The following is a 13,680-nucleotide window of genomic DNA, read 5'->3' as shown; positions in this document are numbered from 1 at the left end:
AGAATAAGAGACTAAAATTTCAGTATATATTATATGAAAGGTTATTCACTTTGTCTTACTCATGTCCCCTTAATTTTGAAAGCGTTGATAGTTATGTAGCTAGGTTTGTAGCTCTTATGGTCAGTATTTTGCTAATCGCTTATATGATGACTTTTAACGTTGTTATACTATATTTTCTTTTTTTTGATTTTATGATGCGTCTATATTGCAAAAAAGATTATTCACCTCTTTTTCAAATATCAAGATTTCTTAAAAAAGCATTTAGATTAAAAGATGAGTTTACCGATGGTGGAGCTAAGCGCTTGGCCGGGTATTTTGGTCTTTTTTTTATACTGACGTTAGTTGCTAGTAATAACTTAGATTTTTACCTATTTTCAATAGTAGTATCTTTTATTTTTTTGAGTTGTGCTCTGCTAGAAGCTTTCTTTAGCTATTGTCTTGGATGTAAAATCTATTTTTTAATCAAAAAAATCTACCCTAGTTTTATGAACTAGCTAGAGTAATTTGAGAAGTTTTTGAAGGTAGCTTTGGTTAAACTTATTGACCATTGACTCATCTTTTAGCATCATTTTTATGGCTTCAAAAGATGTGTACTGTTTTCTATGAGGTCTACTACTTGTAAGGGCATCAAAAACATCACAAATAGCTAAAATAGAAGCAAAGACACTTATCTCCACTTCACTTAACTTATTAGGATATCCGTTTCCATCATACTGCTCATGATGATGCAGTACTGCATCTATGATGTCTGGATCGTGAAGATTATTTTGTTTGATGATATCTACACTGTTTGTTACATGCTTTTTAACTTCTTCTAGTTCAGATATATCAAATGTAGTACTCTTATTTAAAAGAGATTCATTAATCTTTTTCAAGCCAATATCATGCAGTAGTCCAGCAGTTCCAAGTTGTAAAAGCTTTTTATTGTTTAGTCCAAGTCCATTACCAAGACTCATAGCATATATGGCTACATGAAGAGAGTGGTTCTTCATGCAATGTTCATTTATGAAGTACGGGATAGTATTTTTTAAAAATTTATCATCATACTTTATTAAAAATACAATTGATTTTACAATCAAATCTACACATATTAAATCTATTTTATTATAGGGATGTTCAAGATAGTTTGTAAAAAGTCCATCATTTAACTTATACAGAAGTGATATTCTTTTTTCTAGATTATCTTTGTTGTGAAGCATATAAAATTTAAGACTTTCACATGTGAGTTTAGTTTTGTTTTTGTCTATTTTTTTCATATATAGGCGTAATTGCTTTTTTAGTTTGTCGTATAGGCTTTCGGATATTAATGTACCGGCTTCAATAATTATAAGATAGTTGTTGTCTTTTTTTATAAAAATGTCAAATGTTGTAACCTCACCAATAGTTATAAAATTTAAATCCAGTGAGGTGAAGTGTTCTACTGTTCTGATTTTTGTTTGAATTACTTTCATTGGTGAAATTATATCACATAATATACATAGTTGTTTGTATATAAAGGGTAGTTTGGATAAAATAATGTTTTAATAAAAAGGCAATATAATAGATATGCAGATGGTAGTAGACTCCCTAAGACAAAAAGGGAAAATTTATAAAAAAATGCAAGAGATTCCTCCTAAAGAATTAGGAATTCGCAATAAAATAAGAATGTACAAAGCAACAGATGTAACTGGTTATTTTTGGGCTATTTTCGCTGTTAGTCAAAAGAGTAAACTGTTAATGAAAGATGTTCGTAAATTTGAAGAGATATATGCAAAGCTAGTGATTTTTTTCGGGCATAACTTCAAGCACAAAATAATCTTTATAGATGCTCCATTGTGTTCTAAAGCCAAAGACGCTTTTAAAAGCCAAGGCTGGAAAATCCAGTAATGCTTTTATGTGACATAGGCAACACTTCATACCACTTCTTACAAGACAACATTGACTTCAAAAAAGATACAAATAACTTTGACCCTTCAAGCATAAAAGAAGAAGTTCACTACATTTGTGTAAACCCAAAACTAAAAAATATTTTAAAAGATTTAGACAACTGGATAGACCTCTCAACTAAACTTGATATGAGTAAATATTACGAGACTATGGGTGTTGACAGGATGGTTGCATCTGAGGCCATTGAGAATGGAATCATCATAGATGCAGGAAGTGCCGTAACTGTTGATGTTGTAAAAGACGGTATATTTGAAGGTGGTTTTATCTATCCTGGACTCAATGCCATGAGCCAAACTTACAAAAATATCTCATCTGCTCTAGACTATCCATTTAACTTTGATCTTGATTTAAATGTTCTGCCGAAAAACTCCACAGATGCCATAAGCTATGGCTATCTAAAAACTCTCTACAGCGAAGTTACTTCTCATAAAATGAACATTATCTTAACAGGCGGAGACGCAAAAAAGTTTGCAAAAATCTTTCCAGATGCTGTAATTGATGAAGCTCTGATATTTAAGGGAATGAAGAAGATTCTCTCCTCTAAACTTATTTAAAAGGTAAAAAATGTTTAAAATTTTTGTTAGTTTAGTTTTTATTTTGAGTTTTATGGTTGGCTGTGGTCAACCAGAAGTTTCTGTAAAGCAGAATGATGTTCAAGTAGTTACAAAAAAAGATGTCGAGATAACTTATCGTGATCCAAATTTTAAAATTACTAAACCATTCCTTAGTTTAGGACATGCAGATTCTGTTCGTAGTAATGCTATAACTCCTGATGGAATGTATTTAGTTACTGGTGGGAACGACGCTACGATTAAAATTTGGAATATTCAAAGTGGAGCAGAAATCAAAACATTATATGCAAATACTGATGCAGTACGCAAAGTTTTTGTTACAAATGACAGTAAATTTATAATTGCTGGATATTTGGATAAAAAGATTATAATCTGGGAAATTGCAACAGGCAAAAAAATCAGAGAGATTCAGTGTGAGAATAGACTACATGATATGTTCTTGAACTCTGATAATCAAATTATTATTTCTGTTGAAATTAATTCTGATGGTACAAGTTTTAATCTCTGGAATATCCAAACAGGTCAAAAAATAAAAACAGTTAGTGATGAGCAGACTGTAATGCCTAGTGTTGCAAGTACTCTTTTAAATGATTCAGAAATTGTGTACGCTTCAATTTACTCTTTAAATAAAATTGACTTAAATACTGGAAATATTAAACGAGTTAAGACGGAACGGGGTGTAGTTTATGATATGGCTGCATCCAAAGATAATAAAGTCTTTTTTATAAAGTCTAATAATATACAACTGTGGGATCTTGAATCTAATGAAATTAAAGATTATTATAAGGATGATGCAGACCTTTATTCTATTGACTTAAACAAAGATTATGTAGTTATAAACAACAAAAATGATCTCATCACTATGTTAGATGCAAAAAGTGGGAATAAGTTACGTACTATAAAAGCAAGTAATCATCAAAGAACTACGATTGAAGGCTTAACTCTATCTGAGAATTATATTATTCAAGGTGTTGAGTATGGGGTAAAAATCTTTGATATAAATGAAGGAAAATTAAAACAAGAGTTTTTATCAAAATCACCTTGGGTACATAGTGCAGTTTTATCTGATGATTTGAAGTATGTATTGTCTTCTGATTTCAAAAATAATATAAATTTTTGGGATTTAACAAGTGGACAAAAAACAAAAGAGCTGGCAATAAATAAGCACATATCATTTATATCTGATTTGTCTGATGATAATCAGTATGGACTTTTAGTCAATAGTTTTGCAAATGAAAGTAGAATTGATTATTTTAATATTCAATCCTCAAAAGTTATAGAATCTTTTACTTTTGCGCAAGAGATAATACATACAGCACTATTGTTTGATAAAAAATATATCATTTTTGACATATTACAAGGGGATTTATATCACCCAAAATCAAAGATTAATATATTTGATATCAAATCAAAAAAAATAATCAATTCATATGAGAAAACTGGAAAGATTAATCATATGACAATTTCTCATAGTGGTGAATTTCTTGTAACTAACCCTAGGTACACTAAAAAACGAGGGAGTTATCTAGAAGTATTTACCACTAAAACGGATAAAGTGCTGCACACTTTTGATAACACTGGTAGACTTAAAAAGTTAACTATTTCATCAGATGACAAATCTATGTTAACGCTTGGTGATAATAATCATATTACACTATGGGACTTAACTAATGGAGTTAAATTAAAATCGTTTGATACACATATGAGTAATATAAAAGATGTGAAGTTCACTAAGGATAAAAAATATATAATTTCTGCAGGGTTGGATGGGGTAATTAGATATTGGGATGTGAAAACTGGTAAAGAAGTACTTGCTAAAGCTTCATTTGAAGATGGAGAATGGGTTCATATCACCCCAGAAGGCTACTTCAACGCATCACTAAACGGAGCTAAACACCTAAGTATATTAACAGGACCAATGCAAGTAAGCTCAATAGACCAGTACTACGAAACATTTTACCGTCCAGACATAGTAGCCTCAGCTATGAGTGAAGATAAAAGTATTCAATATGCGACTCAAACCCCAACACTAAAATTATCTGACGTAAAACCAGCACCACAAGTAGCCATAATAGATACTAAAAAGTCTATAAACAAAGAAGAACTGCAAGTAACTCTAAAAATAACTCCAAACTCAGGAGGCATAGGTCAAATAAGACTTTACCTTGATGGTGTTCTTATAAAAACAGATGGAGATAGAGGACTGCAAAAGAAACAAGATAAAAATGTAGTTTTAAAAACATATACTATCAAACTTGCAAAAGGCAAACATACTCTAAAAGCTATAGTTTATAACGAAGAAAATACTATGGCATCTATAGAAGATACTTTAGCTGTTACTTCAACTTTTAACCCGATAGTCAAACCAAATATCTACGCAGTGGTAATTGGTATAAACGAATATAAAAATCCAAGCATAGCTTTAAAATATGCAGTAGCAGATGCAGAGCTTTTTGCAAATACTATAAAAGCAAAAACCAAAGGTTTATATGGAGATGTTAAAGTAGAACTTCTTACTTCAAAAGCTCAGACTTCAAAAGAGAACATCACTAAAACTTTAAAAGCTTTAGAAACTATTTCTCCAAATGACCTCTTTATATTCTTTGTAGCAAGTCACGGAATGGTAGAAGATGCAAAGTATAATATGATAACTTCAAATGTTGGAGCATTATCTACTAGAGGTATAGAAAAAGAAGCTATTTCTCAAAATGCTCTAAGAGATATGATAGCAAATATTCCAACTACTAAAAAGTTCATTGTTCTGGATACTTGTAACTCTGGAGCATTAGGTCAAACACTAGAAGTTGCACTTCTTACTCGTGGACTCACAGAAACCACAGCTATGAAAGTTTTAAGCCGTGCAGTAGGAAGTACAATAATCTCAGCATCTTCTTCAAGCCAAGAAGCACTAGAAGGCTATAAAGGTCATGGTCTTCTTACTTATGTTCTAACAGATGGACTAAATGGAAAAGCAGATGGTGATAGTGATGGATATATAAAAACATTAGAAATAGCAAACTTTGTAGAAGACACAGTTCCTCAGATAGCGGAGAAAGAGTTTAAACGTGCTCAGTATCCGTTTGTTTCTCCTTTGGGTCAAGGGTTTCCGTTAGTGAAGGTAAAGTAAAAGTTATCTATAACTCATAAAACTTTGAGCTACATTTAGATAAAATGCGAAAAATAATAATATATATAAGGGCATAAAATGCTAACAGTTGCACTTCCAAAGGGTCGTATTGCTAAAGAGACTTTAGAAATATTTGAGACTATATTTGGTGACAGTTTTAAGTTTGATGATAGAAAGCTTATCTTAGATACTCCAAATTTTCGTTTTTTACTTGTAAGAAACCAAGATGTAGCTACATATGTTTATCATCAGGCTGCTGACATCGGTGTAGTTGGACTAGACACTTTAGAAGAGCAGGGCTTAGATGTTATCCGTCTGCTTGACCTTAGACGTGGTATTTGTAAAGTTTCTATTGGTATGAAAAAAGGTGAGAAACTTGACTTTGACAAACCTGACTTAAAAGTAGCATCTAAGATGGTTAACATCACTAAGCGTTACTTTGAAGAGCGTGCTGTATCAGTAGATATCATCAAACTTTACGGTTCTATTGAACTTGCTCCGATTATTGGACTTGCTGATATGATAGTTGATGTTGTTGAGACAGGTACTACTATGAAGCAAAACGGACTAGAAGTTGTTCAGGATATCATGACTTCATCAACTTACCTTATCGCAAACAAAAATAGCTATATCGCTAAAAAAGATGAAGTTCTAGATATCTATGAGAAGATAAATGAAATTATAAAAGCAGAGCAAAACGTTTAATGACAAATCTTGACTTATACGCAAAAGCTGAGCATCTTTTAGGAATAGAAGAAGCAACTGAGGCACTTTATGACCTCTATCGTTCAGAACTTGATGAATATAAAATCAAGACTCTACTAGATGTGGGTTGTGGACGCGGCGGTTTTATGCAGCGCATGATCAGTGATGGTGTCAGTTGTAAAGGTGTAGACCTTAGTGCTGTTATGGTTGAAGAGTGTAAGGCTCAGGGCTTAGATGCTGAGTGCATAGACGTAGCAGAGATTGAAGGCACTTATGATGCGGTTGTTTCTATCTTTGATGTCTTAAACTTTATGAACAACGATGAGCTTGTAAAGTTTTTAGATGCAGTGGCATCTAAGCTAAATGATGATGGAATCTTCATAGCAGACATAAACACTCGTTATGGATTTAGCGATGTTGCAGAAGGAACTATGAGTGCTGAGAATGATAAAGAGTTCTTAGTCGTAGATGCTGAGTTTGCAGATGATGAACTTCATACACAGTTTACTCTTTTTGAAAAGACTGATGGAAAGTACATAAAACATCAAGATACCATAGTTCAATACTTCCATAAAATAAAAACTTTTCAAAAACTTACAAACCTCAAACTAATAGATAAACAAACGTTTTCTCTTTATGACACTGAGGACAAGACACTACTTATCTTTAAAAAGAAATAGTAATAAATTAAACTGTATACTACTAGGATAATATAAATTCCGGAGAGTAGTATGGAGTTGATACCAGTCCAAAACTTTCTATTTTTACTTCTTCCTCTAGCTGTTGTTTGGTACTACTACAAAGAGTGGGCCGATGACTCAAAAGAGGTCATATACGCAACTTTGCGCATGGTTATTCAACTACTTCTTATCGGTTATGTTCTTATCTACATCTTTGAAAATGACTCTTGGTATATTGGTATCTTCATAGTCCTTGTCATGATATCAATGTCTAGTTACATAGTCATGAGAAACATTCATAACGGCACTCTCTCTTCTTACTTTATAATCTTTTTCTCCATAGCAGTAGGTGGAACAATAAACCTTGTTCTAGTCATAGAATTCATCTTGGATCTTACTCCTTTTTATGAGCCTAGATATGTCATACCAATTGCGGGGATGATATATGCAAACTCGATGAACTCAGTCTCATTGGCTGCTGAGAGGTTTGAAAAAGAAGTAAAAACATCATCGTCCCATGAAGCACTAAAAGCGACTTTTAAAGCTTCGATGATTCCTGTCATAAACTCTTTTTTAGCAGTCGGCATAGTCTCACTTCCTGGTATGATGACTGGTCAGATTCTCTCAGGAGTAGATCCGTTAGTCGCTGTGAGATACCAGATAGTAGTAATGGCAATGATTTTAGGAAGCTCAGGAATCAGTGTTATTTTGTACTTGAAATTAATCTCTAAAAAGGCCTGAATAATGGAGTTTAGAAAGTGGTTTAGCAGCAGAGTGATACTTGCGAATAAGATGCATGCTGTGTTGCTAATAAAAGATGATATAGAGCTTTTACATCAATACAGAGTAAACCTTAGAAAGATTTATGCCTGCAGTGAAATCTATGCTAAAGAGATAGATTTGCACTCTTCAAAAGAGTTCTCAAAGCTTATTAAAAAATTACTAAAACCTACAGCACAACTAAGAGATATAGACCTTTTTTTAATGGACATAAAAACTTTGTTTTGTTCTGATTTACTAAAAGAAAAGTTAGGCCTTCTGATGAGAGTAAAACGAGAAAATGCTTTTAAATCATTCTTAGATGCCATAAGCAGTAAGGAGTATAAAAACAGTCTTGAAATACTTTCTATGATGAGCAGAGAGAGTGCGTTTTTTATTTATGATGTTTATAGTGTAGACAGATATGCAATTATCTCAAAAGCAAAAAAAATTAGATATAAAAAACTCAGCAGAGTTGACTTGCATACACCATTACATGAGCTTCATAACCTTAGAAAAGAGTTCAAGAAGTTTCGTTACGCGCTTGACATCTATGAACACTGTTTTTCTAATGAAAGAGCATTTGAATTTGATACGCCAAAATTAAAAATAATACAAGAGTTTTTTGGGGAGATACAGGACAACTCTGTAAGACTTGAACTTATTAAAAACATAGAAGATGAACTTTTGGAAAGTGAGTTTTTGGAATTGCAAAATTACTATGAGTTAAAGTTACTTTCCTCGAAGCAGGCACTATTTGAAAATTTTGATATACTATAAAATAAGAACAGATACTAAGAGGTTTAAGCGTGTTTGATATCAAAGGTATAGATTTGCATTCTAAAACTAAAGAAGAATTGATAGAGCTGATAGAAGAGTGCGTTGCAAATAGCTCTCATGATGACTCTTCAGTTTACAGTGTAAGTGCTCTTGATAAACTAAAAGAGTATACCTCTCTTCAGTCGCATATAGAGAAAATCCATAAAAACTCACAAAACGTGAGTGTGATGATGTTTAGAGTCTATAATATTGGAAGAAGTGATGATATCTTTAGAGATAGAGTCTCAAAGCAGATACTAAAAGATATTACTAAACTCTTAAAACTAAAGATTAGAAACACTGATATACTTATAAAGTATGATCAGAAAAATTTTGTAATAATTGCGCCTAACACAGACATAGAAGGTGTCGATAAGTATGCGCATAAATTAAATACAATAATACTGCAAAATATTTTTGGAAATGTATCGCATCTAAAATCAAACTTCTCAACTACTATTTTTGAAAAAGATGATGATATGAAGTTGATATTTCAAAGACTGGATAAGGCACTTCTAGAAATAGAAAAAGATCACACACACAGTGTTATAATAGTTTAAAGGACACAGATGAGTCATAAATATAAAAGTAAAATAGAAAAACTGTTTGAGCATCCGGTATCTGGAAATATAGATGTTAAAAGATTACTATCTGCTCTTGAGCATTACGAAGTGGAAGTTGAAATATCAAAGCACAATAAAGCGAAACTGCTTTTTAACAATAAAGAATTCATAATGGCACTTTCACATAGTAACGACTTGTCTAAGGATTCAATCAGTAAACTTCGCCATTATCTAGAAGAGGTTGGTTTAACTCCAGATAAGCTATAGAAATAAAGGATTAGAATAATGAATGGTAATATCGTCATAACATATAAGATTTTGTGTGAATCAGATTTAAACGCGAGCGTACTCTTAAGTGAACTGCTTTTAAATGATAAGGTTTCAAAGGCAATAAAAAGTGAATTTGCAAAGGGTTTGAGAAATATTGAACTACTTACAGATGCAAAAGATGCACAGCTTAGAGTTGAGACTACAAAAGAGTTATATACATTTGAAGTCTCAAAAGATGATTTTGCAGATATTTTAGTATTGGCTGAAGAAGATGCAACCACAAAAAAGTTATTTAAAAAAGATTGTGAACGTGTAGAGTTGGTTGATATAGAGACTTTAGTATAAATTTTGAAACCTTTTATCGCTCTTTCTTTTCTACTTCTTTTTTTACATGGATGCAGTGATAACGCAACTGTAAATATCTTCGACAAAACTATTTCTCAAAATAAAATAGAGTGCATGAGACTTGTAGTCTTTCCTCCAGATGAAAAGATAGAGAAGACTTTAAATGAACTCTATTCTTTTGACAAGCAATGTTCCATAAAAATGGATGTTTCACATAAAAGTGGAATCGTCTGTAACTCTAATCAAAACAGCCAGAAAAAAGCTCTTTCAAATTTCCCTACAAGTTATCTGAAAATACAAATTTCTAAAGATGGAAAACTTTTTTACAGCTACTATATTGACTTAAAAGATTCAGTGACACAAGATGATTCTATAACAGCATTTGAGAGAATTCAAAAAGATTTAATCTTTTGAGTCTCTAACACAAATAACACGATATAGCTTAGTGAACTCTTCCGTAGAGTATCTTCCTAAGTCAAAATCAACATACCATCCATCAATACCATCTCTAAACTCAGTTGATGTCCAGTAACGTTCTCTATCCACATTCTTAAAAGCATGTTTTGATTTTACATTTGACCTTGAAAGTTCAAGTAAATCACGAGACTCATCTTTTGTAGGAACTCTCCAGTCTATTTTTCCCAGATAGTCCATTTTTTGACAATAGCTCCATGCTTTAATAAAGTGCATTCTTTTTGTAGGTTTGGAGTCGTAGAACATCTTATGGTTTTTATTATCTATAACTACCTCTTGCTTATCGTCTCGTACATAGTTTGTATCTATATTAGTAGAATCCGAGCCATAACTGCCAAAGCTTGGAACAAACCAAGCTGATGATACAACCGCTGTTAATGTTAATGTCAATATTGCTTTTATCATTTTATAATCCTTTTTTATCAAATACTATAGCTTCATATATAAAAAGCTCTGCATCTTTGTATCCATCAAAGCCGATGCCAACTTTCTCATTTGAGCAGTTACCTACAAACTCTTTTACATTCCATTTCATTTGAGTTGCAACATGAGGCAGATAGGTTCCAGTCTTAGAGTCTTTTTTTATGTAGATTCCATGTTTGCCTATGACGATTTCATCTAGCGAAGATATCTTTTTTCTAGGTGTAAGGACTGATACCTCGATGTCTATATTTTTAAGCTCATCAGGTGTCACTTCTTTAAATCTCTCATCATTAAGTGCAGATGCTATAGTCATGTCCACTATGACTTTATAAAGTGGTTTATCGGGCTCAAATGTACCGATGCAACCTCTGAGTCTATTTTCTTTGTGAAGCGTCACGAAAGCTCCCAGAGGTTCTCTAAGTTTTGCGGATACTTTGCTCTCATCTATGACATGTCTTTTTTTATTTATGATAGCTTCATATAGAGATTCTTTAGCGATTTTTAGCAACTCTTGTTTTTCTTTCACAGTTAGAAAAAACTCATCAGATTTGTAAACTCTCATCGCTCCATAACCGACTACTCTTTTTTTGTCTCCATACTTAGAATGTGCAGAGTTTTTGTACTCTAGTGTTTCATACTTGTAAGCTTTGTCTTGAGTCATGTAGAGAAGTGTTAGAAGTGAAGTCCATCCACAAGCTGATGTTTGGAGTGCTTCTATCTTTGCATCTTCATTTTTTGCCAAGGCTTCTACAAACTTTTTTGGGCTGTTTTTTACAAGTGAGTCGAGTATGTTTTTATCTACTATGTTAGCATCTCTGAACGTCGGATAGTGCGAGAGATCTGTGCTTATTATGAAAAGGTTGTCATCGTTAAAGTAGGGCGATAGAGTCTTAGATATAGAGATGATAGTTTGGAGATTTGAAGTAGCGATAATAATAGGAACTATCTTTAAATCGTCACCATATATAGTTTGTAAAAATGGAAGTTGAACTTCTAGTGTGTGCTCTTTTTCGTGGGCTTCTGCTCTAAAGACAAAATACTTAGAATCTTTGATAAGCTTAGATGCGATGCTTCTGTTGACTTGAACATTACCAAGTGGTGTTTTATAGTCTCCGATGTTGTATACAGATGCACCGTCAAAACTAGTGTAGTGACTTGAACCTATGAGAAAGATATTTTTGTATTTTTTGTTTAGTGTTTTGTATGCAGTAGATGCTACATTGGCTGAGAAGACGTAACCAGCATGAGGAACTATTAGAGCGTTGATATTTTGTTTTGGAAATGTCTTAGCATCTCTGAGTAGGGTGTTTACTTCTCTTTGAAGCTCAGGTTTGTTGTTTGTGTAGAAAGATCCAGCTACTGCAGTAGGTCGCAGAGCATGGAGATTTTCAAGTAAAAAAAGTAGTAAAAATAGTTGTACTATTTTGAACTTTGAACGCATCTGATGTGTCTATCATAGTGCATAGCTTTAACAGTTCTCTCACCTTTTCTAAAGTGTATAAGCCAGACTGTTTTTGCATCATCAGCAAATGGTGTAGTAGACCAGTAGTACTCATTACTAACATAGTCAAAACCTTTTTTGATAGCAGGGTCGTAGCTTTTATAGTCAACTATACTTTGAAGTTCCACAAGTGTTGGAAGACGAAAATCACTATACTTCCCAATAACAAGATTCGCGCAGTACTCTTGAGACTGATAGTAAGTAATAGAAAGCTCTTGGTTGTCTTGATGATCTTGCCAGATTAAAGATGTACTTTTATCAACAAACACACGTTCTGCAAATAGAGTTGACGCAACTAGTAATAGACCTGTAAATAGTAGCTTTTTCATAGATATAACCTTAGTCAGTTTTTTTTCTAAAAAGGTGATAGTTTTCGTTTTCTAGCATCTCTTCAACATACTCTTTTGCACACTTTACACAGTTTGACCAGATGCCAGATGGAAGTCTAACTTCGAGCTTTTTCTTTTCTCTTAGTTTGATGATTTTTTTAGGAGAGAGCACTTTAGATACAGGAGAGAAATCAACATCGGTAAGATCTATATCTGTCTTGTAAAAAATAGTTTGTTTTTTGAAGTTACCCCAGCCTGGAATACCGTCTTCTGTATATGGAATCTCATGACCGTTTTTAAATGTAACCATCATTTTGTAGTGAGAGTCTTCAAATACCTGCGTAACTTTTCCAGCACCAAAAACCATGCCGTAAAGTTTGTCTTTTACTTTTACTTTTTTAAAATATGCCATTAGTATTCCTTTTTCTGATGTTTAATTATAACAAAAGAAGATAAAATTAACTTATGAAAAAATGTAAATTATGTCATTGTAATACAACAGTAATAAGCGACGCCAAAACAGACAAAATTTACCATAGATGCTTAGAGTGCGACTATGTTTTTATGGATGAGAAGTTTTACCTAGATGCTGGTCTTGAGAAAAAACACTACGATAATCATGACAACAACCTTGAGTCACTTGGTTACGTTAAGATGTTTGAAAAGCTCATAGACGAGTTTGTGACTCCAAATGCCAAAGAGATAAAAACTGCACTTGATTTTGGTTGTGGAGAGGGTGAAGTCTTACCTATACTTCTGGAGAGAACTAGCATCTCATGCGATAGCTATGACCTTTTTTACTTTCCAGATAAAGCCTATGAAAACAAAAAATATGACTTGATTTGTTCTACTGAAGTCATAGAGCATCTAAACAATCCTCTAGATACTTTAAAAGAGTTACTCTTGCATCTAAACAAAGATGGATACTTACTTCTGATGACTTATTTTCACCCAAGTGATGATGAAAAGTTTTTAAAGTGGTTTTACATAAAAGATGTGACACACATAGGATTTTTTTCTCTAAAAACATTTGAGCATCTGGCATCTGAACTCAACTTACAAATTTTAAAACATAATAGTAAAAATACAATTATATTTAAAAATTAAACCTGTATGAGCTTGGTCTTTATGTATTGAAATATATTACTACTTAAGGACAGTTACATAGTATTTTATTATACTTATTA

Annotated in this window: 18 protein-coding genes; 13 read left to right on the top strand and 5 right to left on the bottom strand. The window is 32.6% G+C overall.

Annotation, left to right across the window (positions count from 1 at the left end):
* Positions 1 to 50 precede the first annotated feature (50 nt).
* Positions 51 to 494: a DUF4395 domain-containing protein gene (locus tag SMGD1_RS00495; protein WP_008340323.1), complete on the top strand. Its 444-nt coding sequence runs from the start codon at positions 51 to 53 to the stop codon at positions 492 to 494.
* Here SMGD1_RS00495 and SMGD1_RS00490 read toward each other — a convergent pair whose 3' ends face one another.
* On the bottom strand, positions 495 to 1,451 hold the full coding sequence (locus SMGD1_RS00490) for an HD-GYP domain-containing protein (RefSeq protein ID WP_008338583.1): 957 nt from the start codon (positions 1,449 to 1,451) through the stop codon (positions 495 to 497). It lies immediately after the preceding gene.
* A gap of 100 nt (positions 1,452 to 1,551) precedes the next feature.
* Between SMGD1_RS00490 and SMGD1_RS00485 the strand changes: the two genes are divergently transcribed.
* The 11 genes from SMGD1_RS00485 (at position 1,552) to SMGD1_RS00435 (ending at position 10,180) form a co-directional block, all read left to right on the top strand.
* The gene (locus tag SMGD1_RS00485; RefSeq protein WP_241761411.1) at positions 1,552 to 1,866 is read left to right on the top strand and encodes a hypothetical protein; all 315 of its coding nucleotides are present in this window, start codon (positions 1,552 to 1,554) and stop codon (positions 1,864 to 1,866) included.
* Positions 1,866 to 2,480 (top strand): type III pantothenate kinase, encoded by a 615-nt coding sequence (locus SMGD1_RS00480; RefSeq protein WP_008338304.1) that lies wholly within the window; start codon positions 1,866 to 1,868, stop codon positions 2,478 to 2,480. The genes SMGD1_RS00485 and SMGD1_RS00480 overlap by 1 nt, the downstream gene beginning before the upstream one ends.
* A 10-nt stretch (positions 2,481 to 2,490) precedes the next feature.
* A complete protein-coding gene (locus tag SMGD1_RS00475) occupies positions 2,491 to 5,625 on the top strand; it encodes a caspase family protein (RefSeq protein WP_008338421.1) in 3,135 nt (1,044 codons plus the stop codon).
* A gap of 78 nt (positions 5,626 to 5,703) precedes the next feature.
* Positions 5,704 to 6,330, top strand: a complete 627-nt coding sequence (gene hisG / locus SMGD1_RS00470; RefSeq protein WP_008338185.1) for an ATP phosphoribosyltransferase — start codon at positions 5,704 to 5,706, stop codon at positions 6,328 to 6,330.
* Positions 6,330 to 7,010 (top strand): class I SAM-dependent DNA methyltransferase, encoded by a 681-nt coding sequence (locus SMGD1_RS00465; RefSeq protein ID WP_008338647.1) that lies wholly within the window; start codon positions 6,330 to 6,332, stop codon positions 7,008 to 7,010. The genes hisG and SMGD1_RS00465 overlap by 1 nt, the downstream gene beginning before the upstream one ends.
* Positions 7,011 to 7,061: 51 nt before the next feature.
* A complete protein-coding gene (locus tag SMGD1_RS00460; RefSeq protein WP_008338559.1) occupies positions 7,062 to 7,751 on the top strand; it encodes an ABC transporter permease in 690 nt (229 codons plus the stop codon).
* Positions 7,752 to 7,754: 3 nt separating this feature from the next.
* Positions 7,755 to 8,549, top strand: coding sequence for a CHAD domain-containing protein (locus SMGD1_RS00455; RefSeq protein WP_008338646.1), 795 nt, complete (start codon positions 7,755 to 7,757; stop codon positions 8,547 to 8,549).
* Between the two features lie 29 nt (positions 8,550 to 8,578).
* Positions 8,579 to 9,148, top strand: coding sequence for a diguanylate cyclase domain-containing protein (locus tag SMGD1_RS00450; protein ID WP_008338512.1), 570 nt, complete (start codon positions 8,579 to 8,581; stop codon positions 9,146 to 9,148).
* 9 nt (positions 9,149 to 9,157) lie between these two features.
* Positions 9,158 to 9,418, top strand: coding sequence for a hypothetical protein (locus SMGD1_RS00445; RefSeq protein WP_008338609.1), 261 nt, complete (start codon positions 9,158 to 9,160; stop codon positions 9,416 to 9,418).
* An 18-nt stretch (positions 9,419 to 9,436) separates the two neighbouring features.
* Complete coding sequence (locus tag SMGD1_RS00440; protein ID WP_008338268.1) at positions 9,437 to 9,766, top strand: hypothetical protein; 330 nt, start codon at positions 9,437 to 9,439, stop codon at positions 9,764 to 9,766.
* A 3-nt stretch (positions 9,767 to 9,769) separates the two neighbouring features.
* Complete coding sequence (locus SMGD1_RS00435; RefSeq protein ID WP_039920164.1) at positions 9,770 to 10,180, top strand: hypothetical protein; 411 nt, start codon at positions 9,770 to 9,772, stop codon at positions 10,178 to 10,180.
* On the opposite strand, the gene SMGD1_RS00430 is transcribed toward SMGD1_RS00435, so the two are convergent.
* Genes SMGD1_RS00430 through SMGD1_RS00415 form a run of 4 tightly spaced genes read right to left on the bottom strand, consistent with a single transcriptional unit; the run spans position 10,169 to position 12,905 of the window.
* Positions 10,169 to 10,645: an Lcl C-terminal domain-containing protein gene (locus tag SMGD1_RS00430; protein WP_008338220.1), complete on the bottom strand. Its 477-nt coding sequence runs from the start codon at positions 10,643 to 10,645 to the stop codon at positions 10,169 to 10,171. The genes SMGD1_RS00435 and SMGD1_RS00430 overlap by 12 nt on opposite strands.
* 1 nt (position 10,646) lies before the next feature.
* Positions 10,647 to 12,104, bottom strand: a complete 1,458-nt coding sequence (gene amrB, locus SMGD1_RS00425) for an AmmeMemoRadiSam system protein B (RefSeq protein ID WP_008338382.1) — start codon at positions 12,102 to 12,104, stop codon at positions 10,647 to 10,649.
* Positions 12,083 to 12,493 (bottom strand): Lcl C-terminal domain-containing protein, encoded by a 411-nt coding sequence (locus SMGD1_RS00420; protein WP_008338269.1) that lies wholly within the window; start codon positions 12,491 to 12,493, stop codon positions 12,083 to 12,085. Before SMGD1_RS00420 ends, amrB begins: the two co-directional genes overlap by 22 nt.
* Positions 12,494 to 12,503: 10 nt before the next feature.
* Positions 12,504 to 12,905 carry a hypothetical protein gene (locus SMGD1_RS00415; protein WP_008338277.1) on the bottom strand — a complete coding sequence of 134 codons (402 nt, stop codon included), beginning with the start codon at positions 12,903 to 12,905 and terminating at the stop codon, positions 12,504 to 12,506.
* Positions 12,906 to 12,958: 53 nt separating this feature from the next.
* On the opposite strand from SMGD1_RS00415, the gene SMGD1_RS00410 reads away from it, so the two are divergent.
* Positions 12,959 to 13,600, top strand: coding sequence for a class I SAM-dependent methyltransferase (locus SMGD1_RS00410; protein ID WP_241761410.1), 642 nt, complete (start codon positions 12,959 to 12,961; stop codon positions 13,598 to 13,600).
* The last annotated feature ends 80 nt before the right edge of the window (positions 13,601 to 13,680 follow it).

Source organism: Sulfurimonas gotlandica GD1, assembly GCF_000242915.1.
GTDB classification, from domain to species: Bacteria; Campylobacterota; Campylobacteria; order Campylobacterales; family Sulfurimonadaceae; genus Sulfurimonas; species Sulfurimonas gotlandica.
The sequence above is the reverse complement of the archived record's forward strand: the minus strand, read 5'-3'. Positions and strand labels throughout refer to the sequence as shown.

What these genes read in the sequence shown, in the direction of transcription:
- SMGD1_RS00440 (WP_008338268.1), top strand. Translation starts at nt 9,437, where the DNA reads ATGAATGGTAATATCGTCATAACATATAAGATTTTGTGTGAATCAGAT.
- SMGD1_RS00445 (WP_008338609.1), top strand. Translation starts at nt 9,158, where the DNA reads ATGAGTCATAAATATAAAAGTAAAATAGAAAAACTGTTTGAGCATCCG.
- amrB (WP_008338382.1), bottom strand. Translation starts at nt 12,104, where the DNA reads ATGCGTTCAAAGTTCAAAATAGTACAACTATTTTTACTACTTTTTTTA.
- SMGD1_RS00410 (WP_241761410.1), top strand. Translation starts at nt 12,959, where the DNA reads ATGAAAAAATGTAAATTATGTCATTGTAATACAACAGTAATAAGCGAC.
- SMGD1_RS00475 (WP_008338421.1), top strand. Translation starts at nt 2,491, where the DNA reads ATGTTTAAAATTTTTGTTAGTTTAGTTTTTATTTTGAGTTTTATGGTT.
- SMGD1_RS00430 (WP_008338220.1), bottom strand. Translation starts at nt 10,645, where the DNA reads ATGATAAAAGCAATATTGACATTAACATTAACAGCGGTTGTATCATCA.
- SMGD1_RS00465 (WP_008338647.1), top strand. Translation starts at nt 6,330, where the DNA reads ATGACAAATCTTGACTTATACGCAAAAGCTGAGCATCTTTTAGGAATA.
- SMGD1_RS00455 (WP_008338646.1), top strand. Translation starts at nt 7,755, where the DNA reads ATGGAGTTTAGAAAGTGGTTTAGCAGCAGAGTGATACTTGCGAATAAG.
- SMGD1_RS00420 (WP_008338269.1), bottom strand. Translation starts at nt 12,493, where the DNA reads ATGAAAAAGCTACTATTTACAGGTCTATTACTAGTTGCGTCAACTCTA.
- SMGD1_RS00415 (WP_008338277.1), bottom strand. Translation starts at nt 12,905, where the DNA reads ATGGCATATTTTAAAAAAGTAAAAGTAAAAGACAAACTTTACGGCATG.
- SMGD1_RS00490 (WP_008338583.1), bottom strand. Translation starts at nt 1,451, where the DNA reads ATGAAAGTAATTCAAACAAAAATCAGAACAGTAGAACACTTCACCTCA.
- SMGD1_RS00480 (WP_008338304.1), top strand. Translation starts at nt 1,866, where the DNA reads ATGCTTTTATGTGACATAGGCAACACTTCATACCACTTCTTACAAGAC.
- SMGD1_RS00460 (WP_008338559.1), top strand. Translation starts at nt 7,062, where the DNA reads ATGGAGTTGATACCAGTCCAAAACTTTCTATTTTTACTTCTTCCTCTA.
- hisG (WP_008338185.1), top strand. Translation starts at nt 5,704, where the DNA reads ATGCTAACAGTTGCACTTCCAAAGGGTCGTATTGCTAAAGAGACTTTA.
- SMGD1_RS00485 (WP_241761411.1), top strand. Translation starts at nt 1,552, where the DNA reads ATGGTAGTAGACTCCCTAAGACAAAAAGGGAAAATTTATAAAAAAATG.